The 25,832-nt window shown below is 71.2% G+C and carries 21 protein-coding genes; 18 read left to right on the top strand and 3 right to left on the bottom strand.

Annotated features, from left to right (window positions below; all coding sequences use genetic code 11):
- From VQ02_RS04480 to VQ02_RS04495, 4 genes are all read left to right on the top strand, one after another.
- On the top strand, nt 1-1,603 hold a 1,603-nt coding region (locus VQ02_RS04480; RefSeq protein WP_048442965.1), incomplete at its 5' end, for a flagellar hook-associated protein FlgK.
- A gap of 13 nt (nt 1,604-1,616) precedes the next feature.
- Nucleotides 1,617-3,428: a hypothetical protein gene (locus VQ02_RS04485; protein WP_048442966.1), complete on the top strand. Its 1,812-nt coding sequence runs from the start codon at nt 1,617-1,619 to the stop codon at nt 3,426-3,428.
- 316 nt (nt 3,429-3,744) lie between these two features.
- The gene (locus VQ02_RS04490) at nt 3,745-4,509 is read left to right on the top strand and encodes an alpha/beta fold hydrolase (RefSeq protein ID WP_048442967.1); all 765 of its coding nucleotides are present in this window, start codon (nt 3,745-3,747) and stop codon (nt 4,507-4,509) included.
- 9 nt (nt 4,510-4,518) lie between these two features.
- Nucleotides 4,519-5,349 (top strand): dihydroxy-acid dehydratase domain-containing protein, encoded by an 831-nt coding sequence (locus VQ02_RS04495; protein WP_083469051.1) that lies wholly within the window; start codon nt 4,519-4,521, stop codon nt 5,347-5,349.
- Between the two features lie 185 nt (nt 5,350-5,534).
- On the opposite strand, the gene VQ02_RS36705 is transcribed toward VQ02_RS04495, so the two are convergent.
- A complete protein-coding gene (locus tag VQ02_RS36705; RefSeq protein ID WP_157080489.1) occupies nt 5,535-5,981 on the bottom strand; it encodes a hypothetical protein in 447 nt (148 codons plus the stop codon).
- A 772-nt stretch (nt 5,982-6,753) separates the two neighbouring features.
- On the opposite strand from VQ02_RS36705, the gene VQ02_RS04500 reads away from it, so the two are divergent.
- The 4 genes from VQ02_RS04500 (at nt 6,754) to VQ02_RS04515 (ending at nt 12,488) form a co-directional block, all read left to right on the top strand.
- On the top strand, nt 6,754-7,170 hold the full coding sequence (locus tag VQ02_RS04500; RefSeq protein WP_048442968.1) for an ester cyclase: 417 nt from the start codon (nt 6,754-6,756) through the stop codon (nt 7,168-7,170).
- Nucleotides 7,171-7,222: 52 nt separating this feature from the next.
- The gene (locus tag VQ02_RS04505) at nt 7,223-8,155 is read left to right on the top strand and encodes a glutathione S-transferase family protein (RefSeq protein WP_048442969.1); all 933 of its coding nucleotides are present in this window, start codon (nt 7,223-7,225) and stop codon (nt 8,153-8,155) included.
- Between the two features lie 685 nt (nt 8,156-8,840).
- Nucleotides 8,841-11,114, top strand: coding sequence for a catalase/peroxidase HPI (gene katG / locus VQ02_RS04510; RefSeq protein WP_048442970.1), 2,274 nt, complete (start codon nt 8,841-8,843; stop codon nt 11,112-11,114).
- Nucleotides 11,115-11,426: 312 nt separating this feature from the next.
- Nucleotides 11,427-12,488, top strand: coding sequence for an HD-GYP domain-containing protein (locus VQ02_RS04515; protein ID WP_425339879.1), 1,062 nt, complete (start codon nt 11,427-11,429; stop codon nt 12,486-12,488).
- 162 nt (nt 12,489-12,650) lie between these two features.
- On the opposite strand, the gene pdxR is transcribed toward VQ02_RS04515, so the two are convergent.
- On the bottom strand, nt 12,651-14,117 hold the full coding sequence (gene pdxR, locus VQ02_RS04520; RefSeq protein WP_048442971.1) for a MocR-like pyridoxine biosynthesis transcription factor PdxR: 1,467 nt from the start codon (nt 14,115-14,117) through the stop codon (nt 12,651-12,653).
- Between the two features lie 142 nt (nt 14,118-14,259).
- On the opposite strand from pdxR, the gene VQ02_RS04525 reads away from it, so the two are divergent.
- The 9 genes from VQ02_RS04525 (at nt 14,260) to VQ02_RS04565 (ending at nt 22,207) form a co-directional block, all read left to right on the top strand.
- Entirely contained in the window at nt 14,260-14,883 is a 624-nt protein-coding gene (locus VQ02_RS04525; protein ID WP_048442972.1) for an FMN-binding negative transcriptional regulator, read from the top strand.
- Between the two features lie 87 nt (nt 14,884-14,970).
- On the top strand, nt 14,971-15,867 hold the full coding sequence (locus VQ02_RS04530; RefSeq protein ID WP_048442973.1) for a LysR family transcriptional regulator: 897 nt from the start codon (nt 14,971-14,973) through the stop codon (nt 15,865-15,867).
- 90 nt (nt 15,868-15,957) lie between these two features.
- Entirely contained in the window at nt 15,958-16,758 is an 801-nt protein-coding gene (locus VQ02_RS04535) for a putative hydro-lyase (RefSeq protein WP_048442974.1), read from the top strand.
- A gap of 38 nt (nt 16,759-16,796) precedes the next feature.
- Nucleotides 16,797-18,047, top strand: coding sequence for an ABC transporter substrate-binding protein (locus VQ02_RS04540; protein WP_157080490.1), 1,251 nt, complete (start codon nt 16,797-16,799; stop codon nt 18,045-18,047).
- 146 nt (nt 18,048-18,193) lie between these two features.
- The gene (locus tag VQ02_RS04545; protein ID WP_048442975.1) at nt 18,194-19,072 is read left to right on the top strand and encodes a branched-chain amino acid ABC transporter permease; all 879 of its coding nucleotides are present in this window, start codon (nt 18,194-18,196) and stop codon (nt 19,070-19,072) included.
- Entirely contained in the window at nt 19,072-20,112 is a 1,041-nt protein-coding gene (locus VQ02_RS04550) for a branched-chain amino acid ABC transporter permease (RefSeq protein ID WP_048442976.1), read from the top strand. The genes VQ02_RS04545 and VQ02_RS04550 overlap by 1 nt, the downstream gene beginning before the upstream one ends.
- Nucleotides 20,109-20,855: an ABC transporter ATP-binding protein gene (locus VQ02_RS04555; protein ID WP_048442977.1), complete on the top strand. Its 747-nt coding sequence runs from the start codon at nt 20,109-20,111 to the stop codon at nt 20,853-20,855. The genes VQ02_RS04550 and VQ02_RS04555 overlap by 4 nt, the downstream gene beginning before the upstream one ends.
- A complete protein-coding gene (locus VQ02_RS04560) occupies nt 20,848-21,552 on the top strand; it encodes an ABC transporter ATP-binding protein (RefSeq protein WP_048442988.1) in 705 nt (234 codons plus the stop codon). The genes VQ02_RS04555 and VQ02_RS04560 overlap by 8 nt, the downstream gene beginning before the upstream one ends.
- A 67-nt stretch (nt 21,553-21,619) precedes the next feature.
- A complete protein-coding gene (locus tag VQ02_RS04565; protein ID WP_048442978.1) occupies nt 21,620-22,207 on the top strand; it encodes a hypothetical protein in 588 nt (195 codons plus the stop codon).
- Between the two features lie 136 nt (nt 22,208-22,343).
- On the opposite strand, the gene VQ02_RS04570 is transcribed toward VQ02_RS04565, so the two are convergent.
- The gene (locus tag VQ02_RS04570) at nt 22,344-23,846 is read right to left on the bottom strand and encodes an NAD(P)/FAD-dependent oxidoreductase (RefSeq protein WP_048442979.1); all 1,503 of its coding nucleotides are present in this window, start codon (nt 23,844-23,846) and stop codon (nt 22,344-22,346) included.
- A gap of 176 nt (nt 23,847-24,022) precedes the next feature.
- Here VQ02_RS04570 and VQ02_RS04575 point away from each other — a divergent pair, with 176 nt between their 5' ends.
- Entirely contained in the window at nt 24,023-25,831 is a 1,809-nt protein-coding gene (locus VQ02_RS04575; protein ID WP_048442980.1) for a hypothetical protein, read from the top strand.
- The last annotated feature ends 1 nt before the right edge of the window (nt 25,832 follow it).

Here is a 25,832-nt window from a genome sequence, read left to right on the forward strand (position 1 = left end):
CACCCCGGGCAGCGCCTCGGCGCTCGACGGGGTGATGAACACCTTCACCCAGTCGCTCCAGGCGCTGACGACCGATCCGACCTCCGCCGCCTCGCGGGCGACGGCGGTGGGCGCGGCCCGCACCCTCGCCACGACGATCGCCGGCATCGCCGGGGGCGTGCAGGACCTGCGCACCGGCCTCGAATCGCAGCTCGGAAGCGACGTCGCCTCGGCCAGCACCCTCCTGTCGCAGATCGCCGCGCTCAACACCAAGATCGTCGGCGCCACCGGCAATTCGAGCGGCGACACCAGCGTGGCCGAGCTCCTCGACCAGCGCGACCAGCAGATCAACGCCCTCTCGCAATACCTCGACGTGCAGGTGAGCGATCAGCACGACGGCTCGGTCACCCTGCTCACCGCCTCGGGCGCGACGCTGGTCGACCACGGCGCGGCGGCGACCCTCGCCTTCGACGGCCGCGGCACCCTGGGCGCCGAGGCGCAGTACACGACCGACCCGAGCACCCGCGGCGTCGGCACCGTGACGGCGACGACGCCGGCCGGGGCGCGGATCGACCTCGTGGCGACCGGGGCGATCCGATCCGGCTCGATCGCGGCCGCGGTCTCCTTGCGCGACGACACCCTGGTCCAGGCGCAGCGCCAGCTCGACGACCTGGCGGCGGGCCTGTCGCGGGGGCTGAGCGACCGCCAGGCGACCGGCACCGCCGTCTCGGCGAACGGCCTCACGGGCTTCGACATCAACCTCACCGGGCTCCAGGCCGGCAACGCCGTGACCCTCGGGGTGCGCAACGCCGCGGGAGCCAGCCGCAACGTCATCCTGATGCCGACGACGGGCGCGGCGCCCACGCCGATCGACGCAGGCCTCACCGACGACCCGACCGCCCTGGTGGTGCCGGTCGACATCTCCGGCGGGCCCTCGACCCTCGCAGCCGCGATAGGCGCGGCCCTCGGCACCGGCTTCACGGTGTCGGCGACCCCGGGCGGGGCCGCCGGGGCCGTGCGCATCCTGTCGGACCCGGCTGGCCTCGCGCTCATGGGCGCCAGCGCCTCGGTCACCGTGCCGACGAGCGCCGCCGAGACGCGGACCGGGAGCGGCCAGCTCGCGCTGTTCGTCGATGCCGGGACCGGCAACGGGGTGTTCACCGGCTCGTTCGAGGGCGGCTCGCACCTGACGGGCTTCGCCCAGCGCCTCGCCCTCAACCCGGCAGTCACCGCCGACAGCTCCACCCTGGTGGACTATGCCGATCCGACCGCCTCGGGCGACACCGCCCGGCCGCGCATGCTCTACGACGCGCTCACCAGCCGGACCCTGACCTTCTCGGCGGCCAGCGGCATCGGCGGCGTCAGCGCCCCGCGCTCCGCCACGGTCGTCGGCTTCGCCCAGTCGGTCATCGATGCGCGGGGCGCTGCCAGCGCCGAGGCCCAGCAGCTCGACGAGGGCCAGCAGATCGCCCTGTCCTCGGCCCAGAGCCGCTTCGGCAAGGAATCCGGGGTCAGCGTGGACGAGGAGATGTCCAAGCTGATCCAGCTCCAGACCGCCTACAGCGCCAACGCCCGGGTGCTGACCGCGGCCCGCGACATGCTCGACACCCTGCTCAGGCTCTAAGGAATTCTTCGCGATGACGATCGCTCCGTTCGCGGCCGGCACCGCCGCCTTCGCCGCCGGCACCGCCGCCGCCGACCTCAACACCAAGCGCCTCGTCGCCATGAAGGGGACGCTCGGCACGCTCTCGAACCAGATCGCCAGCGGCCAGGCCGCGGACACCTATGGCGGCCTCGGCAGCGGGCGCACCCAGAGCCTCAGCGCCCACGCCCAGATCAGCGCGCTCGACAGCTGGATTGCGGCCGCCGGCACCGCCTCGACCCGGGTGTCGCTCGCCTCGGCCGGCGTGCAGCAGGTCGCGACTCTGGCCTCCTCGGCCTGGAGCAGCCTCGTCAGCGCCCGCACCGGCACCGGCACCACCGCCCGTGCCACCCTGCAGCAGAGCGCGGTGGGCCAGCTCGGCGGCGCCCTCGACGCCCTCAACCAGAGCACCGGCGGCCAGTACATCATGGGCGGCCGGGTCACCGACCGGGCCCCGGTCGAGACCGTCGACCGCATCCTCGACGGCGATCCCGCCGCCGGCCTCGACGGCGTGCGCGCGGTGATCGCCGAGCGCCGGACCGCCGATCTCGGCATCGGCACGCCGAGCACCGGGCGGCTCGACCTGGCCGCCGCGGGCGCGAGCGTCAGCCTGTCGGAAAGTCAGACGGCCGGCGTACGGGAGAATTTCGGCTTCACCCTCGACTCGGTCGTCAGCTCGAACCCGGCCGGCCTGTCGGTCTCGCTCCAGGCGGGGAAGCCTGGGACAATCGCCCTGGCGGGCTCGACCAGCCAGCCGAAGGACGGCGACGCCGTGCAGGTGAGCGTGCGCAACCCGGACGGCAGCCAGAGCCTGGTCGACCTCACCGCCCGGACTGCGGGAGGGCAGGAGAACACCTTCGCGATCGGTGACAGCTTCGTGGCGAGCGTCAAGAATCTCGCCGCCGCGGTGGCGCCCGGGACCGTCATCGGCTTCAAGATCGGCGACTCGGCGAGCACGGTCGTTGCCTTCGGCAGCAGCACCCCGGCCGCCGCGACCGTGACGGTCGGGGCGGGGCTGCAGGCCGGCGACAGCGTCCAGGTCACGGTCGGCCTGCGCGACGGCACCAGCAAGACCCTCAGCCTGAAGGCTGCCGCGGATGGCACCGGCGCCGGCACCTTCGCGATCGGCGCGACGCCGGCCGACACCGCCGCCAACCTCTCGGCGGCCCTCGCGACGGCGCTCGACACAACCGCCAAGACCGACCTCGCGGTGAGCTCCGCCACCCGGGCGGCGAGCGACTTCTTTGCCGGCTCGTCCTCGGTGAGCCCGCGTCGGGTCGCGACGGACGCTGCGGGCAATGCCGTCGGCTACGTCGCCGACCCGAGCGGCCGCACCCTGATCTGGTACAAGGGCGACGACACCTCCGCCGACCCGCGCCAGACCGCGACCGTGCCGGTCTCCCGCGACCAGTCGGTGGCGATCGGCGTCCAGGCCAATGAGGCGGCGTTCCGCGCGACGCTCAGCGGCTTCGCGGTCCTCGCCAGCACGCCATTCGACAACACCGACAGCGACGGAACCCGCTTCGACGCCTATTCGAGCCGGGTGCAGGCGCTGCTCAAGCCCGGCGACGGCCAGCCGACGGTGCAGGGCATCGCCGCGGAGCTGAGCCTGGCCTCCGCCCAGATCGCCACCCAGAAGAGCCAGAACACCGCCACCAAGGCCGTGCTGCAGCAGACCGTGGACAGCGTCGAGTCGGTCTCGACCGAGGAGGTGGCGGCCAGGCTCCTCACCCTCCAGACCCAGCTGCAGGCGAGCTACCAGGCGACGTCGATGCTCTCGAAGCTGTCGCTGACGAACTATCTGTAAGGCGGCTTCGGGCGCTCGCACTCCGGCACGCAGGACTGAGCACGGGACCGGAGAACGCATCCGTGCGCTCCCGGCATGTTCGGCGGGTCCTGATGCCCTTGGGGCCTCGTGCCGGGCCGCTCCGGCCGGAGGCCGATCCCGGCGAGCGGGCGAGGGGCCGCACCGGCTCTCGGTGTGGGTGACGCTGCTGGCCCGCGCGGGGGAGGGCGTGCCGCGCCGTCGTCCGGATGGTTCCCCGGTCGGCCCGGCGCGTTGCGGGCATGGCCGAGCCTGGGCTAAGCCGGGCGCGACCTCTCGCGGGAGCCTGATGCCAGCCATGCAGACCTTCGACTCGGACGGCGTGCCGATCGCCTACATCGACGTCGCACCGAAGGAGGGAGAGGCCGAGCCGATCCTGCTGATCCACGGCTTCGCGTCGAACCACACGGTCAACTGGGTCAACACCTCCTGGGTCCGCACCCTGACCGGGGCCGGACGGCGGGTGATCGCCCTCGACAACCGCGGCCACGGCCGCAGCGGCAAGCTCTACGACCCCGAGGCCTACGGTTCCGACCTGATGGCCGAGGATGCCCGCCGGCTCCTCGATCACCTCGACATCCCCCGCGCCGACGTGATGGGCTACTCGATGGGCGCGCGGATCACCGCCTTCCTGGCGCTCGCCCATCCCGGCCGGGTCCGCTCGGCGCTGCTGGGCGGCCTCGGCATCCACCTCGTCGAGGGACGAGGGCTGCCGGCCGGCATCTCGGAGGCGATGGAGGCCCCCTCCCGCGACGACGTCACGGAACCGACGGCGCGGATGTTCCGGGTCTTCGCCGAGCAGACCGGCAGCGACCTCAAGGCGCTGGCCGCCTGCATGCGCGGCTCGCGCCAGACCCTGTCGCGGGCGGAGGTGGCGCAGATCGAGGTCCCGGTCCTCGTCGCGGTCGGCACCACCGACACCGTGGCGGGCTCAGGCCCCGCCCTCGCCGCCCTGATCCCGGAGGCGAAAGCCCTCGACATCCCGAACCGCGACCATAACCTCGCGGTCGGCGACAAGGTGCACAAGGCCGGCGTGCTGGACTTCCTCGCCGCGCGGCCCTGACGGGGGCGCATCCCTCTCGAGCTCGACGACTTCGGCCGCATCTCCCGCCGCACCCCGGTGCTCGCCGACCTGCGCCCTTGGGGGCACGACACGGCGCCGGAGATGCACGCGGCGGGCGGCATGGCGGCGGTCGGCAAGCGCCTCGCCACTGCCGGGCTCCTGCACCCGGAGGCCCGGACCGTGACGGGCCGGAGCCTCGGCGACGAGATCGCCCGGGCGCCCGAGCCCGAGGGGCAGACGGTGATCCGCACCGTCGACGATACGCTGAAGAACGAGGGCGGTCTCGTCATCCTGCGCGGCAACCTCGCGCCGGGTGGCGCCGTGACGAAGATCTCCGGTCAGACCAAGCGCCTGCACCGGGGCCCCGCCCGGGTGTTCGAGCGCGAGGAGGACGCCTTCGCGGCGATCAAGGACGGCCGAATCGTGCCCAACGACGTGATGGTCCTGCGCAACGAGGGACCCCTTGACGGGCTCGGGATGCGCGAGATGCGGCTCGTCACCGGCGCGTTCCAGGGGTCGGGCCTCGGCGAGCACGTGGCGCTCATGACCGACGGCCGCTTCTCCGGCGCGACCCGCGGCTTCGTCATCGGCCACGTCGTGCCCGAGGCGTTCGAGGGCGGCCCGATCGCAGCCCTTCGGGACGCCGACGAGGTGACGATCGACGTCGACGGCTGCCGCCTCGACGTGGCGCTCTCAGACGAGGAGATCGCGCCCCGCCTCGCCGAGCGGCCGGCACCGCGCCCGGCCTATATGCGCGGGGTCCTGGCGAAATACGCCCGGCTCGTCGCCGATGCCTCGCGAGGTGCGGTCACGGATTGGGCGGGGCGGGAGGAGAGCTGAGAGGCCGGGCAGGCGGCCCCGGGTATGGAAGCACCCATCGTGGTTCACCCACGAACTCGTCCTGAGGTCGTGGGCGGGGCCAGGGCCCGCCCGGATCCGAGAATCCCGCCACGCCCGTTCGACATCCAGGCATGAGAAGGATTGGTCGCTGGTCCATTGACAATCACGCGTGCTGATCCTTGAGTTCATATCAAGGTATGAATTCCGTTCATGAACCATGGCAACCTGTCGATTGCAGATAGACATCCAATCAAAAAACACAATCCGCTCATGAATATAAAAATAAATGCAGTAACTCCAAATCGTGCTGATACTCTTCCGCTTTCCTCGAGAAGGCTGCTGTTTGAATTTTCTGTCCAAGCTGTCAGAGCGGCAGCAATAACAGCAAGGAAAGCTCCCACGCCATAAATGACAATCGCATCCTTCGCGTTGTCCAAATTCACCAGTGAAGCGACAGGACTTTGTTCCTTGATATTCCCCAGGAGCGCGATGAGGGCGACCGCGGATCCTCCGTTTATAATAAATAAATTGCTGAGCAAGATCTTTGTGAATTCTACATACGCATCAAAGAGCTTGTCAGGCGTCCGCCTGCCAGTCCCCGCCAGCACGGGAGCATCGGGGCCACTCGCCATCTGCATCCTCCATCAATTTTTAGTGTTCCATTTGATTGTCGTTCTCCCAGAATAGAACGTTCACTTATAATGCAAAAATTCAGATTTGACAATATATTATCTGCAGCATGGTCTCTGTCATTCATTTTATGCAAATCGTGCTGTCTTATACCCTCGCGCCTTCGCATCGACACGTCGATGCGAAGGCGTCCGGCGCATCAGCGCCGGCGCCCGTTCGGGCTTGCCTTGCGCCTCCGAACGGGTCCGTTCGAAGGCGCGGCGGTATTGCTTGTCATGCCCATATATTATCCCACTGATTAGATCTTGTAAGCAATATTTTCTAGATTTCTGATATGTTGAATTTTGTATATGTCTGATATATTTACTGCAAAGGCATGATGTCAATTTCGCTCTCGTGCTGATAGTCTGTTCTTCAAGAGAAACGACATAGGGGCATTCACGTTGTTCGTTGACGCAGTGCGCGTAGCGGTACAGTCAGTGAGCGCCTGTCGCGCGGTGGCGTGATCCACGTTCGCCCGCCCCGCCTTCAGCGTCTCACCTGCCTGTCCCGGACCAGAAACTCCGCGTCCGACAACAGCGCGTCGGGCCCTCCAGGCTCGACGGGACGCCGTGGCCACCGATCGCGAGCGGACCATAGGGGCTTTCCGCATCGTCATCCCCTGTGCGAGGATGGGCCGCCTGCCGGACAGGACTCTTTCCCAATCGGTTGCGCACAAATAAATCACGGATGCCACACCGTCTCGGCGGCGTTCGCGCATCCAGGGAGGACGCCATGTCGACCGACGCCAACAAGGACCTCGCCCGCGCCTACTTCACCGCCTTCCTCGAGCGGGACGAGGCGTGGTGGCAGCAGCACATCGCGCCCGACTTCGTCCGCCACGATCCCGGCCTCGACTTCACGGTGCGCGGTCCCGAGGGGGTGCGCCGGCTCGGCGAGGTCCTGCACTGCGGCGTCACCGAGCTGGCGCTGCCGATCGACGAGGTGATCGCCGAGGGCGACCGGGTGCTGGTCCGCCTGCGCTTCCGCGGCCGCCATACCGGCGACCTGATGGGGCTGCCCGCCAGCGGCCGCAGCGTCGACATCGCGGTGATGGACCTGTTTCGCATCGTCGACGGGCGCTTGGTGGAGCACTGGGCGCTCCTCGACAATCTCGGCCTCCTGAAGCAGGTCGGCGCCCTTTCGGCGTGAGGCGCCGGCCGCAGCGCCCGATCGTCCCAACCGCACCAGCCGGGAGACCCGCATGTCCGCGCCCGAGATCATCCTGCACCATTATCCCTCCTCGCCCTACGCCGAGAAGGTCCGCCTCGCCCTCGGGCTCAAGGGGCTCGACTGGGGCTCGGTCGACGTCGCGGTCATGCCGCCGCGCCCGCTCCTCGATCCGCTCACCGGCGGCTATCGCCGCATCCCGGTGCTGCAGGTCGGCGCCGATATCTACTGCGACACCCACGCGATCCTGCCTGCCCTTGAGCGCCTGCATCCGGAGCCCAGCCTGTATCCGGGCCTCGCCCCGGCGCTCGCCGAGGGCCTGACCTACGGCCTGGAGCGGGACCTCTGGCTCGCGGTCATCGGCGTCACGGTGCACTTCGCCGGGGACCTTCCCGAGGCCTTCCTGCGCGATCGCAAGGACGACTACCTCTATGTCGACATCAGCCACGCCGCGATGGAGCCGGATTTCCTGCGCAACACGCAGCGGGTCGCGGCCTGGACCGCCTGGCTCGCCGAGGCGCTCTCCGACGGCCGCCGCTTCCTCGGCGGCGATCAGGCCGGGGCCGTCGACCTCGCGCATTACCACCTGCTCTGGCTGATGCGCGGCGGCGAGCGGGCCGGATCGGTCGACCGGCTGCTCGGGCTCGGCCCCGTCCTCGGCTGGTACGGGCGGGTCGCCGGCCTCGGCCACGGCCGGCCGCGGACGCTGACGGCCGAGGCGGCGCTGGAGGCCGCACGATCGGTCGAGCCGGCGCCGGTGGCAGGCTCGAACGCGGTGCCGGAGAGCGTCGCGGCCGCGCCCGGCGACGCCGTGACGGTGACGCCGGACGACTTCGCCCGCGTTCCGGTCCGGGGCCGGCTCGTCGCCGTGGATGCGGGCCGCATCGTCATCCGCCGCGACGATTCGCAGGTCGGGACGCTGCACCTGCACTTCCCGCGCGCCGGGTTCACGGTGGCGGCGGGCTGAACGCCCGTCCGGCCTGATCGAACAAAGGAGCTTTGAAACCTCCGGTATTCCGGAACCGCGGAGCGGAGCCCGGACCGCCGAGGGCTGGCCCGGACGCACAGGTATTCGGGCGAGATCCGAACCCCGCTCCGCCTCATCCTCGCCGGCCGGAGTGTCTGGACCGCACGTCGCGCTCCTGTCGGAGCCGGGCCCGGCTGCCGGCCCGGGACGAAGGCGCATGTCGCGTCCGCCGAACGGGCGATCAGGTCCTCGGGGCAACGCGGGAGACGGCTCGGCCCGCCGCGAACGCCGAGGCCAGCCCACCGTCGCTTCACGCAAGGTCCGCGCGGCGGATCCGGCCGTAATGGAGGCAGTCGCCTCCGATGGTGGCAGACCGAGGATCGTTCCCGTGGCGGCATGACGCTGCGGACGCGCAGTGAGTGGCCGCGGCGATAGCGGCGCCTATTTGCGTTGGCGCGCCGTATGGTCTTCGAGTTCGAGATGGATGGTCGTTTTCCTGCACCGGGGTCGCGGACGAAGTCGTCCACCACCGGGCATCACGGCCTCAATCTCATACTCAGTAACAGTACAATGAGCCGTACGGGGTCACTTCACGATTTTTGAGGGCGGCGCGTCTCGCGCAGTCGAAGCCGCATGCCCGCCCATCACGATCGCGCGGCGCGGTCGCCACGGAAGGATCGAAGGCATGGAACACTATACTGACGTCCTGTCGGGCAAGTGCCCCTTCGGCGGCGACCGCATCGGCGGCGCGTTCACGTCGCCGCCGACGCTGGAGGAGTGGTATCCGGACCGCCTGCGCGTCGAGATGCTGCACCAGAACGGGCCGCAGGCGAATCCGCTCGGGCCCGACTTCGACTACCGGGCGGCCTTCGCGGCGCTCGACTACCAGCAGCTCAAGGCCGACATCAAAGCGTTCCTGACCAGCTCGGTCGCGTGGTGGCCGTCGGACTACGGCAATTACGGCCCGCAGATGATCCGCATGGCCTGGCACTCGGCCGGCACCTACCGCATCGCCGACGGACGCGGCGGCGCCGGCGAGGGCCTGCAGCGCTTCGCCCCGATCAGCAGCTGGTGGGACAACGGCAACACCGACAAGTCCCGCCGCCTGCTCTGGCCGATCAAGCAGAAGTACGGCAGCGCTCTGTCCTGGGCCGACCTGATGGTGCTGACCGGCACCTGCGCCCTCGAGATCATGAACTTCCCGACCTACGGCTTCGCCGGCGGCCGGGAGGATGCCTGGGAGGCCGACAACGCGACCTACTGGGGCCCGGAGCTGTGGGATCCGACCAACGTCCAGGCCTTCGACAGCATGGTGACCCGCGACAAGCGCTGGCGGGGCAAGAACGGCGATCCCGATTACGACCTTGAGCAGCCCCTCGCGGCGTCGCACCAGGCGCTGATCTACGTCAACCCGGAAGGGCCCTATGCCAACGGCGATCCCGCCGGCTCGGCCCGCGACATCCGGGTCACCTTCACCCGCATGGCGATGAATGACGAGGAGACTGTCGCGCTGATCGCCGGCGGCCACGCCTTCGGCAAGAGTCACGGCATGGTGAAGGCCGATCAGGTCGGGCCGCCGCCGGAGATCGCGCCGATGGAGGCGATGGGGCTCGGCTGGCACAACCCGGAGGGCACGGGCTTCGCCGAGTACACCATGACCAACGGGATCGAGGGGTCGTGGTCGCCCGATCCGACCACCTGGGACAACAGCTACCTGGAGAACCTGTTCAAGTACGAGTGGATGCAGGTACGCAGCCCCGCCGGCGCCCTGCAATGGACGCCGACCGACCCGGACGCGCCGAGGACGCCGGACGCCCACATCCCCGGCAAGAGCCACCCGCTGATGATGATGACCAGCGACATCGCGCTCAAGACCGATCCGGTCTACCGCGAAATCTGTCAGAAGTTCCTGGCCGATTTCGATGGCTTTACGTTGCAGTTCGCCAAGGCGTGGTACAAGCTGACCCACCGCGACATGGGGCCGAAGGAGCGCTACGTCGGGCCCGAGGCGAGGATCGAGGACGACCTGCTGTGGCAGGACCCGATTCCGCCGGTCGACCACCCGCTGGTCGACGCGGCCGACATTGCCGCCCTGAAGGCGGAGATCCTGGGCACCGGCCTGTCGGTTTCCGACCTCGCCTTCACGGCCTTCTCGTCCGCCGCGACCTACCGCAACAGCGACAAGCGCGGCGGCGCGAACGGCGCCCGCCTGGCGCTCGCGCCCCAATCCGGCTGGGCCGTCAACCGGCGCACCGTCCCGGTGATCGAGGCGCTGCGCGGCATCATGGCGGGCTTCAACGGCAGGGCCGCCGGGGACAGGAAGGTCTCCCTCGCCGACCTCATCGTGCTCGGCGGCTGCGCCGCGGTCGAGCAGGCGGCGCGGGAGGCCGGCGTCGCCACGCCGGTGCCGTTCGTCCCCGGCCGGATGGACACCACCGACGCCCTCACCGACGCGGAGAGCTTCGAGTGGCTCAAGCCCGTGGTCGACGGCTTCCGCAACTACGTCGACGACTCCTTCGCCGAGATCACCGGCGGCCGCGTCTCCCCCGAGCAGGTCTTCCTCGACAAGGCCCACCTGCTCGCGCTCACCGCCCCCGAATGGGTGGTGCTGACCGGCGGCCTGCGGGCGCTCAACCTGAACCACGACGGATCGCGCCACGGCGTCTTCACCGATCGCGTCGGCGTCCTGACCAACGACTTCTTCACCGTCCTGACCAGCATGGACTACGAGTGGAAGAAGGCGGATGCCGCCGGCATGACCTTCACGCTCGACGACCGGCGGAGCGGCGAGACGAGGTTCACGGCGACGCGCTGCGACCTCGTCTTCGGGTCGAACCAGCAGCTCAGGGCCGTTGCCGAGATCTATGCCGGCAGCGACGGGCACGGGCGGTTCGTGCGCGACTTCGTGAAGGTCTGGCACAACGTGATGATGCTCGGCCGCTACGACGTCGGGCGCTGACCTGCGGAGGCCAGGGCCTCGCGCCCTGGCCTCCGCGGGCGTCCAGCGGTTCGCGGGCGCGAAGACGCCGCAAATCGGCCCGGCCGGGGCGCAAGTCATGGCGGCGGCCTGAGGCGCAGGCCGGCCGGGCGATCCGCCAGGAACCACCCCAACGGGCGGATCGACGAGGGGCGACGACCCGGCGTCCATAGCGTGTCCTTTTCATGACTCGCCGTCGCCTCGCCCGGCCGCCGGATCCAGCTGTAAGCATTTATTCGGGAGTGGACCTGTATTCGGAGAGTGCAGAGGGGCCGGACGGCCGCCGGGAGGAGCATGATGCCTGACGAGAGGACCTTCGTCCTCGTGACCGACAGGCCGGACCGCAGCGCCGCGATCAGCGCAGCCCTGCGGATGATCGGGATCTGCGACGTCGTCGGCCCGGAGGAGACGTGGCGGGGCCGCGGAGCGCTCGCCGGCGTGGTCTCCGACCTGACGCTGTCGCGTCCGGAGGCCGACCACTGCCTGCGCACCCTGAAGCGCCGCTTCCAGGACCGGAACCTCCCGGTGATCTGCCTGCTGCGCAAGTCGACCCAGGAATCCCTGCGCCACGCCAAGACCCTCGGGGCGACGGTGTGCATGCCGGCCTACGTGCCGCCCGAGACCGTGGTGGCGGCCCTCGCCAACCAGGTCGGGATCATCGCCGGAGCCGCCGAGCAGACGGTGAGCCAGGGGGTGGCACGGGCCGGGGAGGCGTTGAACGGCCTCCTGGCCGAGGCCCGGGCCGGCCAGCCGGTCCGCATGGTCGCCGTCGAGGCCGGACTCGGCCCGATCCTCACCGCGGTGCAGGAGGGCGGCCTCGCCCGCTGGCTCGACACGGTCTGGACCCACGACGACGCCACCTACCAGCACTGCCTTCTCGTGGCCGGCCTCGCCGCCCAGTTCGCCCTGCATCTCGGCTTCCGGACCGAGGACCAGTTCCGCTTCGTGCGGGCCGCGCTGATCCACGACGTCGGCAAGGCCCGCATCCCCCTCGAGATCCTCAACAAGCCCGGCCGCCTCGACCCGGGCGAGATGGCGGTGATGCGCACCCACGCGGCGCTCGGCTACGACATCCTGCGGGCGGGCGGGGAGAGCGACCCCATCACCCTCTCGGCCGCCCGCCACCATCACGAGATGCTGGACGGCTCCGGCTACCCCGACGGCCTCGCCGGCGGCCAGATCGGCGACATGGTGCGCCTGCTCACCATCTGCGACATCTACGCCGCCCTGACCGAGCGCCGCCCCTACAAGGCCCCGATGCCGATGGCCGACGCCATGGCGATCCTCGCCGGCATGCACGGCAAGCTGGAAGGGCGCCTGGTGCAGTCCTTCGGCGAGGCGATGGCGTCCTCCTGAGGGTGCCGGGCCTCAAGGCCCGCCACTGCCTGCGCCGAGGACGGGTCCGGCGTCCAGCGACCTGCGTCCCCTCATCTCGGCAAGCATGCCCTCGAGATCACGCGGTCCGCGGGCGCTCGTCCGGTCCCCGGCCGGCCGATCCTCCGGAACATCGGCCCCGCCTCATCGAGCCGGCCCGGCTCCCGGTCCGTCCAGGCCGGCGAGCGCGGCGGCGAGGCGGTGGACGCCCGCCCGGATCGCGTCGGGCTCGCTGCCGGCGAAGCCGAGCACCAGGCCGGCCCGGTCCGGCCGGGCCCCCGCGTCGTGGTACAAGGGCGCGACCGGGTAGACGCCGATGCCGGCGGCCCGGGCGGCCGCGACCATCTCCGCCTCGCGTTCCGCCGGCACACGGTCGAACCAGGCGACGAGGTGGAGCCCCGCCGCCGCGCCGGTCACCCGCACCCCCGTACCGAAGCAGGCCGACAGGGCGGCCAGCAGCGCGGCCCGTCGGCCCGCGTTGCGCCGCCGGACCTGGCGCAGGTGGCGCTCGTAGCCGCCTTCCGCCAGGAACCGGGCCAGCGCCGCCTGCTCCAGCCCGGGCGCCTGCCGGTCGGCGAGGCGCTTGGCCTCCGCGAAGGCGTCCGCGAGGGCCGGCGGCACCACCAGGTAGCCGAGGCGCAGCTGCGGCGAGAGGGTCTTGGAGACGGTGCCGACGTAGATGACGCGGCCGGTCCGGTCGAGGCTGAGGAGCGCCTCCACCGGCCGGGCGTCGAAGCGGTACTCGCCGTCGTAATCGTCCTCGATGATCGTCGAGTCGGCGCCCTCGGCCCAGGCCAGCAGGGCCTGCCGGCGGGCTGCGGGCAGCACGCCGCCGAGGGGGAACTGGTGCGAGGGCGTGACGTAGGCGAGGCGGGCGGGGCCGATCCCGGCGAGCGCCTCGGTCCGCAGGCCCTCGGCATCGACCGCGACGGGCACGATCGCGGCCCCGGCCGCGGCGAAGACCCGCCGGGCCGCGACGTAGCCCGGCTCCTCGATCACCACCCGGTCGCCGGGGTCGACGAGGAGCCGGGTGCAGAGGTCGATGCCCTGCTGCGAGCCGTTCACCACGACGATCTGGTTGAGGCCGCAGCGCAGGCCCCGTGAGCGCCAGAGATAGGCCTGCAGCGCCGCTCGCAATTCGGCCGAGCCGCGCGGGTCGCCGTAGGCGAGCTTGGCTGGCCGGCGCAGCAGCGCAGCGTTGAGCGCCCGCCGCCAGGCGAGGACCGGGAAGTCGCCGCCCGAGAGGTCGCCGTAGCGGAAGTCCAGCGCCGGTCCCGGCACCGCCTCGGCCACGGGTGCGGCGAGGAGGCGCCGCCCGAAGCCGGACAGGCGCGCCGCCGGTGCCGGGCCGGCCGCGATCGGGACTGCTGAGGACAGGATGCCGGCGGCGACCCGCGCCCGGCTGCCTTGCCGCGTCTCGAGGTAGCCCTCGGCGATGAGCTGATCGTAGGCCGCCGTGACGGTGGTGCGCGAGACCCCGAGCTCGACCGCCAGGGCCCGGGTCGAGGGCAGGGCCGCGCCCGGCGGGTAGACGCCCTGCGCGATCTGCGCCTTCAGGTCGGCGACGATCGGCGCGCTGACGGGCGCCGTGCGAGGAAGCGGAACGTCCAAACTGGCCCACCCATTCCGGTTCGAACTGGACGTTCAGGATGGGCCAGTCCCGGGCGAAGTTCCAGACTTCGCCCGCGCCCGCGTCGCCCGTCGCCGCGATCGTCCGCCGGCGCCCTCGGAAGTCCCTCAGGAGTGATCCCCGATGTACGTTCCACCCGCGTTCCGCGAGACGGACGAGGCCGCCATGCATGACACGATGCGGGCCGCGCCGCTCGCGAGCGTCGTGACCGGGACGGCGGCCGGTCTCCTGTGCACGCCGCTCCCGCTCTTCCTGGACCCGGGCGAGGGCGAGCGGGGCGTGCTCTACGGCCACCTCGCCCGGGCCAACCCGCAGTGGCGCGAGCCCGCCCACGGCGAGGCCCTGGCGATCTTCTCCGGGCCGGACGCCTACGTGACGCCGTCCTGGTACGCGACCAAGCGGGAGACCGGGAAGGTCGTGCCGACCTGGAACTACGTTGCGGTGCACGCCTACGGGCCGGCGGAGTTCTTCGACGATCCGGCGCGCCTCCTCGCCGTCGTCACCCGGTTGACCGAGCGGCACGAGGGCGCACGGCCGGCGCCCTGGGCGGTCGCGGACGCGCCGGCGGATTTCGTGGCGGCGCAGCTGCGCGGCATCGTCGGCCTGCGGCTGACGATCACGCGCCTCGAGGGCAAGCGCAAGATGAGCCAGAACCGCAGCGCGGAGGACCGCGCCGGCGTCGCGGCGGGACTCGCCGCGGGCGAGGACGCCGCCCGTCGCGTCGCCCCGCTGATCCCCCGGGCCTGAGCGGGACGGTGGGGACGAGGCCACGTCCCCCTTCCACCCGGTACGAACTTTGCTCCATGATGTCCGTCTGGCGATCCGGGACGGGGCATGGCGGAACTCAGAAGCCTGGAGATCTTCTACTGGACCGCCTCGCTCGGCAGCTTCCGCAAGGCGGCGGATCGGATGAACACCTCGCAGCCGGCGGTGTCGCAGCGCATCGCCGCCCTCGAGGACGAGTTCGGGGCGCGGCTGTTCGAGCGGCGCGCCCGCTCGGTCGCCCTGACGGCGAAGGGGCGCGACCTCCTGGGATACGCCGAGCGCTTCCTGCTCCTGCGCGCCGAGATGATGCAGGCGGTGGCCGGGCCGGGGACGATGCGGGGCGTGCTGCGCCTCGGCGTCTCGGAGACCATCGTCCACACCTGGCTCATGCGCTTCATCGCGCGCATGAACGAGGCCTATCCGGGGGTGAGCGTCGACATCGCGGTCGACATCTCGCCCAACATGCGCGACGCGCTGCTCGACCGGGACCTCGACCTCGCCTTCCTGGTCGGGCCGATCACCATGCCCGGGCTGGTCAACCTGCCCCTGTGCAGCGTGTCGCTGGCCTGGATCGCCGCCCCGCACCTCGACCTCGGCCCCGGCGAGGTCGATCTCGCGAGCCTGCTGCGCTTTCCCCTGATCACCTACCCGAAGAACACCAATCCTTACGTGTGCTTGCGCGAGATGCTGGCGCAGTCGAACCTGCCGCCGCCCCGCCTCCACAGCAACGCCTCGCTCTCCACCATCGTGCGGATGGCCCGTGAGGGCATCGGCATCGGGGTGATCCCGCCCGAGGTGGTGCGCCGGGACCTCGAGGAAGGCGCGTTGCGGGTCATCGCCCCGGCACCGGCGCTCCCCGACATCGGCTTCACGGCCACCTACGCCAGCGCGCCCGGCGACGGCCTCGCCGCGGCGGCGGCGCGCCTCGCCAGCGAGGTCGCGGCCTCGCCCGAGTGGCGCCAATAAGCGGGGCTTATCGAATCCGATGCGAAATGACGATTGGCCCTTACCTGCCCACGATGTGATCATGGCGCATTGCTGGGCAGAGGAGCTGCGATGACCCTTCCGTTTGATCGGGCACGGATGATCGGCGAGGCGGCCCGGCTCGCCTGCCGCAGCGGCGCCATCACCGGCTGCACCGCCGGCATCGCCGACGGCTACGTCCAGGGCAACCTCGCGGTCCTGCCCGCCGACCTCGCCGACGAGTTCCTGCTCTTCGCCCAGCGCAACCCGAAATCCTGCCCGATCATCGGCGTCTCGGCGCGCGGCGAGCGGTCGATCCCCGAGCTCGGCCTCGACCTCGACATCGCCACGGACGTCGCCGGCTACCGGGTCTGGCGCAACGGCGAGGTGGTGGAGGAGCGCGACTCCGTCGCGGATCTCTGGCGCGACGACCTCGTGGCCTTCGTGATCGGCTGCTCCTACTCGTTCGAGGCCGCGATGGCCGAGGACGGGCTGCCGCTGCGCCACGTCGAGATGGGGGTGCGGGTACCGATGTACCGCACCAGCATCGCGACCGCGCCGGCCGGCCGCTTCTCGGGGCCGATGGTGGTCTCGATGCGCCCGCTCACGCCCGCCCAGGCGATCCGGGCGGTGCAGATCACCTCCCGCTTCCCCTCGGTCCACGGCGCGCCGGTGCATCTCGGCCTGCCGGAGATGATCGGCATCCGCGACCTCGGGGCGCCCGATTACGGCGACCCGGTGCGGATCGGCCCGGACGAGATCCCGGTCTTCTGGGCCTGCGGCGTCACCCCGCAATCGGTGATCGCCGCCGTGCGGCCGGCCTTCGCCATCACCCACGCCCCGGGCTGCATGCTGATCACCGACCGTCGCAACGGCGAGTTCGCGGTGCTCTAGGACAAGATCGTAGCGGTTCAATCACGGGAGGCCAGCGCATGATCCGTCGTCGAGAACTCTTGGTCGGGGCCAGCGCCCTGTCGCTCGCCTCCCTGGGAGGTGCGCCCGCCCGCGCGGCGGCGCCCGAGGTGGTGGTCGGCGTGCTGTTCGCCATGTCGGGGCCGAGCGCGCAGGTGGGCGTCGACGCCCGCCACGCCATCGAGACGGCGCTGGACCTCATCAACAACGACCACGACCTCGACCTGCCGGGCGCCAAGGGCGCGGGGCTCGCGGGGATGGGCGGCGCCAAGATCCGCCTCGTCTTCGCCGACCACCAGGCCGACCCGCAGAAGGGTCGGGCCGAGGCCGAGCGCCTCATCACCCAGGACAAGGTCTCGGCCCTCGTCGGCTGCTACCAATCCGCCGTCTCGGCGACGGTGAGCGCCACCGCCGAGCGCTACGGCGTGCCGTTCGTCTGCGCCGATTCCTCGTCGCCGAGCCTGCACCGCAAGGGCCTGAAGTACTTCTTCCGTCCGGCCGCCCACGACGAGATGTTCTCGGCCGCGATGTTCGACTTCATGGACGCCATGCGCAAGCAGGGCCAGAAGATCGACTCGGTCGCCCTGTTCTTCGAGGACACGATCTACGGGGTCGACTCGTCCACCGTGCAGCGCAAGCTGGCGGCCGAGCGCGGCTACAAGCTCGTCGCCGACGTCAAGTACAAGAGCAACTCGCCCTCGCTGACCGCCGAGGTGCAGCAGCTCAAGACCGCCAACGCCGACGTGCTGCTGCCCACGAGCTACACCACCGACGCGATCCTGCTCACCAAGACCATGGCCGAGCTCGGCTACAAGCCGAAGAGCATGATCGCCCAGGCCGCCGGCTTCTCCGAGAAGGTCACCTACGACGCCGTCGGCGACAAGCTCCAGGGCCTGATCTCCCGCGGCAGCTTCTCCCTCGACCTCGCCGCCAAGCGCCCGATGGTCGCCACCGTCAACGCGATGTACCGCGCCCGGGCCAACCGCGACCTCAACGACAATTCCTCGCGCCAGTTCATGGCGATGATCGTGCTCGCCGACGCCCTCGACCGGGCGGGGTCCACCGACGGGCAGAAGCTCCGCGCCGCGCTCGCCGCCACCGACATCCCGGGCACGCGTACCGTGATGCCCTGGACCAAGGTGGCGTTCGGACCCGACGGCCAGAACACCCACGCCGACCCCGTGCTGCTGCAATGGATCGGCGACAAGTTCGTCACGGTCTTCCCGGAATCCGCCGCGGTGGCCCCGGCGAAGTGGCCGATGAACGCGTGAGGGGAGGGGCGTCGGTTCGCCGACGCCCGTCCCGAACGCGATGGTTCAAGGCGAAGCGCTCCCCCTCTCCCACACGGGAGAGGGGATCCTGCGCCCCTCTCGGCGACGATTGAACACCTCTCGCCTTCCGGAGCCCCGACCCACCCATGACGACGCAAGCCCTGGTGCAGGTGCTGGCGAGCGGCCTCCTGATGGGCTTGATCTACGCCCTGATCGCGGTCGGCCTCTCGCTTATCTTCGGCCTGATGGACGTGGTGAACTTCGCCCACGGCGAGTTCCTGATGCTCGCCATGTACGCGACCTTCGGGCTGGTGCTCGTCACCCAGCTCGACCCGGTGGTGCTGATGCCGCTGGTCGCCGCCCTGCTGTTCATGCTGGGAGCGGCCGCCTACATGGGCGTGGTCCGCTTCGCCATGCGGGCCAAGGCCAACCAGGGCATGGTGCAGATCTTCGCGACCTTCGGGCTCGCGATCCTGCTCCAGGGCGCTGCCCAGTACCTGTTCACGCCCGACTACCGCAACGTCCAGAACACCTGGCTCGGCGGGCGCACCCTCGATCTCGGCGGCGTCTTCCTGCCCTGGCCGCAGATCTTCGGGGCGCTGGTCTCGCTCGCCGCCTTCGGGGGCCTGCACCTCCTGATGAGCCGCACCGATTTCGGCCGCGCGCTGGAGGCGACCCGCGAGGACCAGGGCGCGGTGGCCCTCGTCGGCATCGACCGCAACCGGGTCTTTGCCCTCGGCTGGGGCTTAGGGGCGGCCCTCGTCGGGCTCGCCGGGGCGGTCCTGGCGATCTTCTACTACATCCACCCCCAGGTCGGCGCGAGCTTCGCTCTCATCGCCTACGTCACGGTGGCGCTCGGCGGCTTCGGCAGCGTCGGCGGCGCGCTGGCGGCCGGGATCATCGTCGGCCTCGTCGAGGCCTTCACGGCGGTGATCCTGCCGCCGGCGCTCAAGTCCATCGGCGTCTACGCCCTCTACCTCGCGGTGGTGTTCGCGCGGCCGCAAGGCCTGTTCGGGAGGCTCTGATGACCACGCTGACCACCGCCCTTGCGCCGGGATCGCTGCCGGCGCGGGCCGAGGCGAGCTACGCCGCCAAGCGCCGGCGCAAGCTGGTCGTCGCCGCCCTGGTCTTCGCCGCGCTCGCCGCGCTGCCCTACGGCATCCGCGACGTCTACCTGCAGAACGTCTTGATCCTGACCCTGATGTACGCCGCTCTCTCGCAGAGCTGGAACATCCTCGGGGGCTATTGCGGCCAGGTGTCGCTTGGCCACGCGCTCTACTTCGGCTTCGGCGCCTACGCGACCACGGTGCTGTTCGTCACCTACGGCGTGCTGCCGTGGTTCGGCATGCTGGCCGGTGGCCTCCTCTCGGCGGTGGTGGCGCTTGGCCTGGGCTATCCGTGCTTCCGGCTGGCCGGCCACTACTTCTCGATCGCCACCATCGTGATCGCGGAGATCGGCCTGCTGCTCGTCCACAACTGGGACTTCGTCGGCGGCGCGATGGGCATCCAGTGGCCGTTCAACCCGGATTCCTGGTGGACGTTGCAATTCGCCCGCGACAAGATCCCGTACGTCCACTTCGCGGTCGGCTTCCTCGCCGTGGTGTGGTTCGTCACCTGGCTGATCGAGGGGTCGCGCTGGGGCTACTGGTGGCGCGCGGTCAAGGACGACGCTCAGGCCGCCGAGAGCCTCGGCGTCGAGGTCTTCCGGTCGAAGATGGCGGCCGCCGCGGTCTCGGCCTTCTTCACCGCTATCGGCGGCGGCTTCTACGCCGCTTACGTCTCCTACATCGACCCCGAGAGCGTGATGAGCTTCCGCTTCTCGCTGCTCTTTGCCTTGCCGGCGGTGCTCGGCGGCATCGGAACCCTGTGGGGACCGCTCGTCGGCGCCGCGATCCTGATCCCGCTCACCGAGATCAGCCGCTCCTATCTCGGCGGCAGCGGCAACGGCCTCGACCTGATGCTCTACGGCGTGCTGGTGATGGTGGTGGCGCTGGCCCGGCCCGAGGGCGTGCTCAGCCTGTTCCGCCGCACCCGCAAGGCCCGCAACGAGGAGGCGACCCCGTGAGCAGCCCTGTCGCGACCGATCCCCTGCTGCGCATCGACCACGTCACGTTGCGCTTCGGCGGCCTCGTCGCCAACGCCGATGTCAGCCTCGAGGTGCCGGAGGGCCAGATCCTCGGGCTGCTCGGACCGAACGGCGCCGGCAAGTCGACCCTGTTCAACCTGATCTCCGGCACCTACCGGCCGAGCGAGGGCCGGATCATCTTCCGAGGCCAGGACATCACCGGGCTCTCCGCCCCCGAGCGGTGCCGGCGCGGCATCGCCCGCACCTTCCAGGTGCCGCGCTCCTTCGACTCGATGAACGTGGTCGAGAACGTGATCGTCGGGGGCTTTGCCCGCCACGCCAGCGCCGCCGCGGCGAGGCGCGTCGCCCTCGAGACCCTGGACTTCGCCGGCCTCGCTCACCGCGCCGAGGCCGTGGCGGGGGAACTGACCCCGCCCGAGAAGCGCCGCCTCGAGGTCGCCCGGGCGCTCGCCACCGGACCGCGGCTCCTCCTCCTCGACGAGGTCCTGACGGGCCTGACTCCGAGCGAGGCCAAGGCCGGCGTCGAGCTGATCCGCAAGGTCGCCGCGACCGGCGTCACCGTCATCATGGTCGAGCACGTGATGGAGGTGGTGATGCCGCTGGTCGATCGCGCCGTGGTGCTGCATCTCGGCCGCGTCCTGGCCGAGGGTCACCCGACCGAGGTGGTGCGCCACGAGGGCGTCATCACCGCCTATCTGGGGGAGCGTCACCGTGCTGCTTGAGGTCCGCGGGCTCTCCACCGCCTACCAGGGCTTGCTCGCCATCCAGGGCGTCTCGATCGAGGTCGATTCGGGCGAGATCGTCGTCGTGGCGGGCGCCAACGGCGCCGGCAAGTCGACGCTGCTCAAGTCCATCGCCGGGATGGAGCGGCCGCGCTCCGGCGAGGTCGTCTTCGACGGGGCCCGCATCGACGGCCTGCCCGGCCACGCCATCACGGCAAAGGGCATCGCCTACGTGCCGGAGAACAAGCGGCTCTTCCCGCGCCTCTCGGTCGCCGACAACCTGCGGCTCGGCAGCTATCTCCACCGCCGGGCGGCCGACCGCGAGGCGCCGCTCGAGCGGGTCTTCTCCCTGTTCCCCCGCCTCAAGGAGCGCCTGCCGCAGCGCGCCGGCACCCTCTCGGGCGGCGAGCAGCAGATGCTCGCCATCGGCCGCGCCCTGATGACCCGGCCGCGCCTCCTGATGCTCGACGAGCCCTCGCAGGGCATCATGCCCAAGCTCGTCGACGAGATCTTTTCCGCCGTCGAGGCGATCCGGGCCTCGGGCACGACGATCCTGCTGGTGGAGCAGCGGCTCGCCGAGTCGCTCAGCATCGCCGACCGGGCCTACGTGCTCCAGACCGGCCGCCTGATGCTCACGGGCCCCGCCGCGACCCTGCGGGACGACCCGGAGGTGCGCCGGGCCTACCTGGGAATCTGAGCCGGGCCCCGAGACTCCCGCAGGCCCGGCCGATGCTCTACAGAGGGCTCCGCACGGAGACCCATCGATGACCAGCCGCACCACCGAGATCACGCTCGAGCGCATCGCCCTGATCCGGCGCCTGGTCGTGGCCTGGGATCCGGCGGGGCAGGGCGCCCCGGTGATCCACCCGGACGCTCCCTACGGCAGCCTCGACCGGGACGGCGACATCGCCAACGTCACCGGCGACGACGAGGGCGCGGCGGAGGAGCACCGGGCGGTGGGCGAGGCGCTGGTGGCCTTCCTGCACCACGCCAACCTCAAGCCCGGCCGCTACAGCTACCACAACCCGCTGACGAAGCTCGACCTGACCCACGTCTCCGACGTCTTTCGCGACGAGGCCGCCGGCACGGCGCCCGAGCAGATCGTGTTCGAGGTCGGCCCCGAGCACATCGCCTTGATCCGCCATCTGGCGATGGGGTGGGACGAGGCGCGCGCGGTGCCGGCGGTCGACGATACCGCGCCCTACGGCCCGGGCGACCTCGAGGAGGCGATGACCCGCGCCCTTGGCGGCGCGCCGCGCGACGACCTGCCCCGGCTGCACCGGGCGATGCAACCCGCCCTGCAGATCTTCCTGCGCAGCGCCGACATCGCGCCGGGTGATTACGACGTCTGAGGGCCTCATTGGCTGGATCCGACAGATTTGACACCCGGCATGTCATTCCGGGCTCCGCTGCGCGGCCCCGGAATGACGAAGAGGGTGTTCATACTGTCCGGCAAGTCAAAGGCGCCGCGGTATCATTCAGCGCCCGTCAGGCCACCTTGCGCGGGACCATGCGCTCGCTCGCCAGCGCCTCGCGGGCGCCGGACAGCCCGGCCTCGGCGTACTCGGCGTCCTCGTTGACGTTCCAGACGTCGAAGCGGCGCTCGCCGAGCATGATGTTCCGCGCCGTCAGCATCGCGGTCATCATCGCGTGGTCCTGGTTGTTGTACTTGTGCATCCCGTTGCGGCCGACGAGGTGCAGGGTCGGGTAGCCGATCTCGAGGTCCCGGCGGATTGTCGCGACGTTGGCGCGGTAGGCGTCGTCGTAGACCGGATAGGCCTTGGGCTGGCGCACCACGCAGGCATCGACCACGCTCGCGGGATCGACGAGGCCGATCAGGCCGATCTCCCGGCGGGCCATCGCGATCAGCTCGGAATCGGGGGCGTTCCATACCCCGTCGCCCTCGAAGCAGAAATACTCGAGGCCGAGGCAGGTGTAGGACTCGTCCGGCACCATCTCGGGCGACCAGGAGCGGAAGTTCTGCACCCGCCCCACCTTCACGGCCGGGTCGTGGACGTAGATCCAGTTGTCCGGGAAGCTGTCCTTCGCCCGGGCGATCAGCGCCACGGTGAGGAAGTCGCGGTAGCGCAGGGAGCGGGCCTGGAAGGTGCTCAGGGGCGCCGGGCGGATCGCGCCGACGAGTTCGCGGATCGGCGCCGAGGAGACGACGTTGCGGGCCGTGAAGGTCTCGCGGCCGCCGTCCTGGCGCCGGGCGCTCACCGTCCACAGCTTCGTGCCCGCATCGTACGACAGGGCGTCGACGCGCCGATCGAGGAGGACCCGCCCTCCGTTCCCGCGGATCGCCGCGGCGGCGGCGTCCCACATCATGCCGGGGCCGCGGCGGGGATAGCGGAAGGACTCGATCAGCGTCTTGATGACCGGGCCGTCCGCCGGCGCCGGCCGGTGCAGGCCGAGCGAGCGCTTGACCCCGTCGCGGATGGCGGCGCCGAGGTCGAGCCCCTTGATGCGCTGGGCGGCCCAGTCGGCCGAGATCTCGTCGCAGGACATCCCCCACACCTTCTCGGTGTAGGTCTTGAAGAAGATCGAAAAAAGCCGCTCGCCGAACTGGTTGCGGACCCAGTCGTGGAAGCTCCTCGGCTCCGCGATCGGCCGGGCCCGGGCCCAGAGGTAGGAGGCAACGCAGGCCGCGCTCTCGAGGAGCCCGAGGTTGCGCAGGGCCTCGAACGCCCTGAGCGGGTAGGCGTAGGTCTTGCCCTTGTAGTAGATCCGCGACAGGCGCGGCCGCTCAATGAAGTCGTCGGGCAGGATCTCGTTCCAGAGATCGACCACCTCCTTCGCCTTCGAGAAGAAGCGGTGGCCGCCGATGTCGAACAGGAAGCCCTTGTACTCGACCGTCCGGCTGATGCCGCCGACCTGGGCCGGATCGCGCTCCAGCACCACGACGTCGCGGCCGGCCTTGGCCAGCATGTAGCCGGTGGTCAGGCCCGCCGGGCCCGCGCCGATGACCAGCGTCTCGGTGTGAAGGCTCATCGCTCGGGCAACTCCGGGGCCGGATCGGCCGCTGCACGCAGAAAAACAGGGTCTGTCCCCGAGCTTTACGCCCGGGATAGTAAAGAACCGCTCACCACGCCCCGCTAACCGCGGGGTAAGGGCGGGCATGCGAGGAGGAGACGCTCGGATCCAACGAAGGCCCGCCGGAGCCCGCCATGCTCGCCGCCCCGCTCCCCGAGACCCGGCCCCGTCCGGAGGCGGCGCACTCCCCGTTCGAGCGGCCGGCGATCGTCTGGCTCATCGTCGCGGTCGGGCTCGCCGGGGTGCTGGCCTGGCCCACTCTCGCCCCGGTGCTGCGCGACCTGCGCCTGCCGGACACCGACGACGCCATGCGAATGGTGCAGGTGCGCGACCTCCTCGCCGGCCAGCCCTGGTTCGACCTCGCCCAGCACCGTCACGCCGGGGCGCCGCCGATGCACTGGTCGCGCCTCGTCGACGCGCCGATCGCCGGCCTCGTCCTCCCGGCGCGGCCCCTCGTCGGCCCGGCCCTGGCGGAGGGGCTCGCGGCGATCCTGTGGCCGCTCCTGCTCTTCGGGGTCTACGCGCTGATCCTCCATCGCGCGGTGAGGCGCGCCTTCGCCTGGCGCGCCGGGGCGCTCGCCGTATTCGCGGCGACGCAGACGGTGCTCGTCACCGGCCTGTTCGCCCCCGGGCGGATCGACCACCACAACGTGCAGATCTGCGCGGTCCTCGGCCTCGCCCTGTCCCTCGCCCGGCCGGCGCCGACTGCCCGGGACGGCGCGGCCGCCGGGGCGCTCGCCGCGCTCTCCCTCGCGGTCGGCCTTGAGGCGCTGCCGTTCATCGCGGCGGCCGGGCTCGTCCTCGCGGGGCTCTGGCTCCGCGACGGCAGGCCGGCGCTGCCGCCCTTCCTCGGCTTCGGCCTCGCCCTCGGGCTCGCCGCGCCGGCGCTCTACGCCGCCCAGACCGCCCCGGCCCTGTGGAGTGCGAGCGCCTGCGACGCCCTCTCGCCGCCCTGGCTCTGGCTGTGCGCGGCGGCCGCCGCCACGGCCGCCTCCGCCGCCCTCGTCGCCGGGGGGCGGGCGGCGCGGCTCGGGCTCCTCGCCGCCTGCGGTGCCGCCGCAGCCGGCGGCTTCCTCGCGTTCTTTCCCGCCTGCGCCGCCGGGCCGTTCACCGGCATGCCCGACCTCGTGCGCCAGGAGTGGCTGCTGCAGGTGCGCGAGATGCTGCCGCTCTGGCACCTCGTGCGGATCGCCCCCGAGGCGGCCCTCGCCGGCTACCCTCCGGTGCTGATCGGTGCCGCCGTGGCGAGCCTGTGGGCCGTGCGGGGCCGTGACCCGGCCGAGCGGCGCCTGATGGCGATCGCCGCCGGCGCGCTCTGGCTCGGCCTCGCCCTCGGCGCGCCGCAGTTCCGCGGGCTCTACGTCGCGGGCGCCTTCCTGCCCCTGGTGGCCGGCCCGCTCCTCGACCGCGCGGTCGCGCTGCTGCGCGCTCCCGAGGCCACGCCTCGCCTCCGCATCGCTGCCCTGGTCCTGAGCCTCGCCCTGTGCGGCAAGGTCTGGCTGATCGCCGCAACGGCGCCGCAGCGGCTCGCCGGCACCGCGAACGCCCTCGAGGCGGAGCACGCCGCCTGGCAGGATTGCGGCGCCCGCCGCTCGATCGCCGCCCTCGACGTGCTGCCGCCGGGGCTGATCCTCGCCGGGATCGATCTCGGGCCGAGCCTGCTCCTGCACAGCCATCACGCCGTCGTGGCGGCCCCCTACCACCGGGCGCTGCCTGGGCTCGCGGCCTCGATCGAGGGCTTCAGGGACGCGACGGCCCTGCCGGCGGTGGCCGCGCGGGTGCAGGCGGACTACATCGTGGCCTGCGCCGCCCCGGCGCGACCGGGCGAGACGCCCACCGTCGCGGACAGGCTGGGCCGCGGCGAGATCATCCCGCCCGGGCTGGAGCCGGTCCCGGTGCCGGGCACGCCCTTGCGGGTCTGGCGCCTCCGGCCGGCGCCGTGAG

Origin of the sequence: Methylobacterium variabile (assembly GCF_001043975.1) — a bacterium.
Classification (GTDB): domain Bacteria; phylum Pseudomonadota; class Alphaproteobacteria; order Rhizobiales; family Beijerinckiaceae; genus Methylobacterium; species Methylobacterium variabile.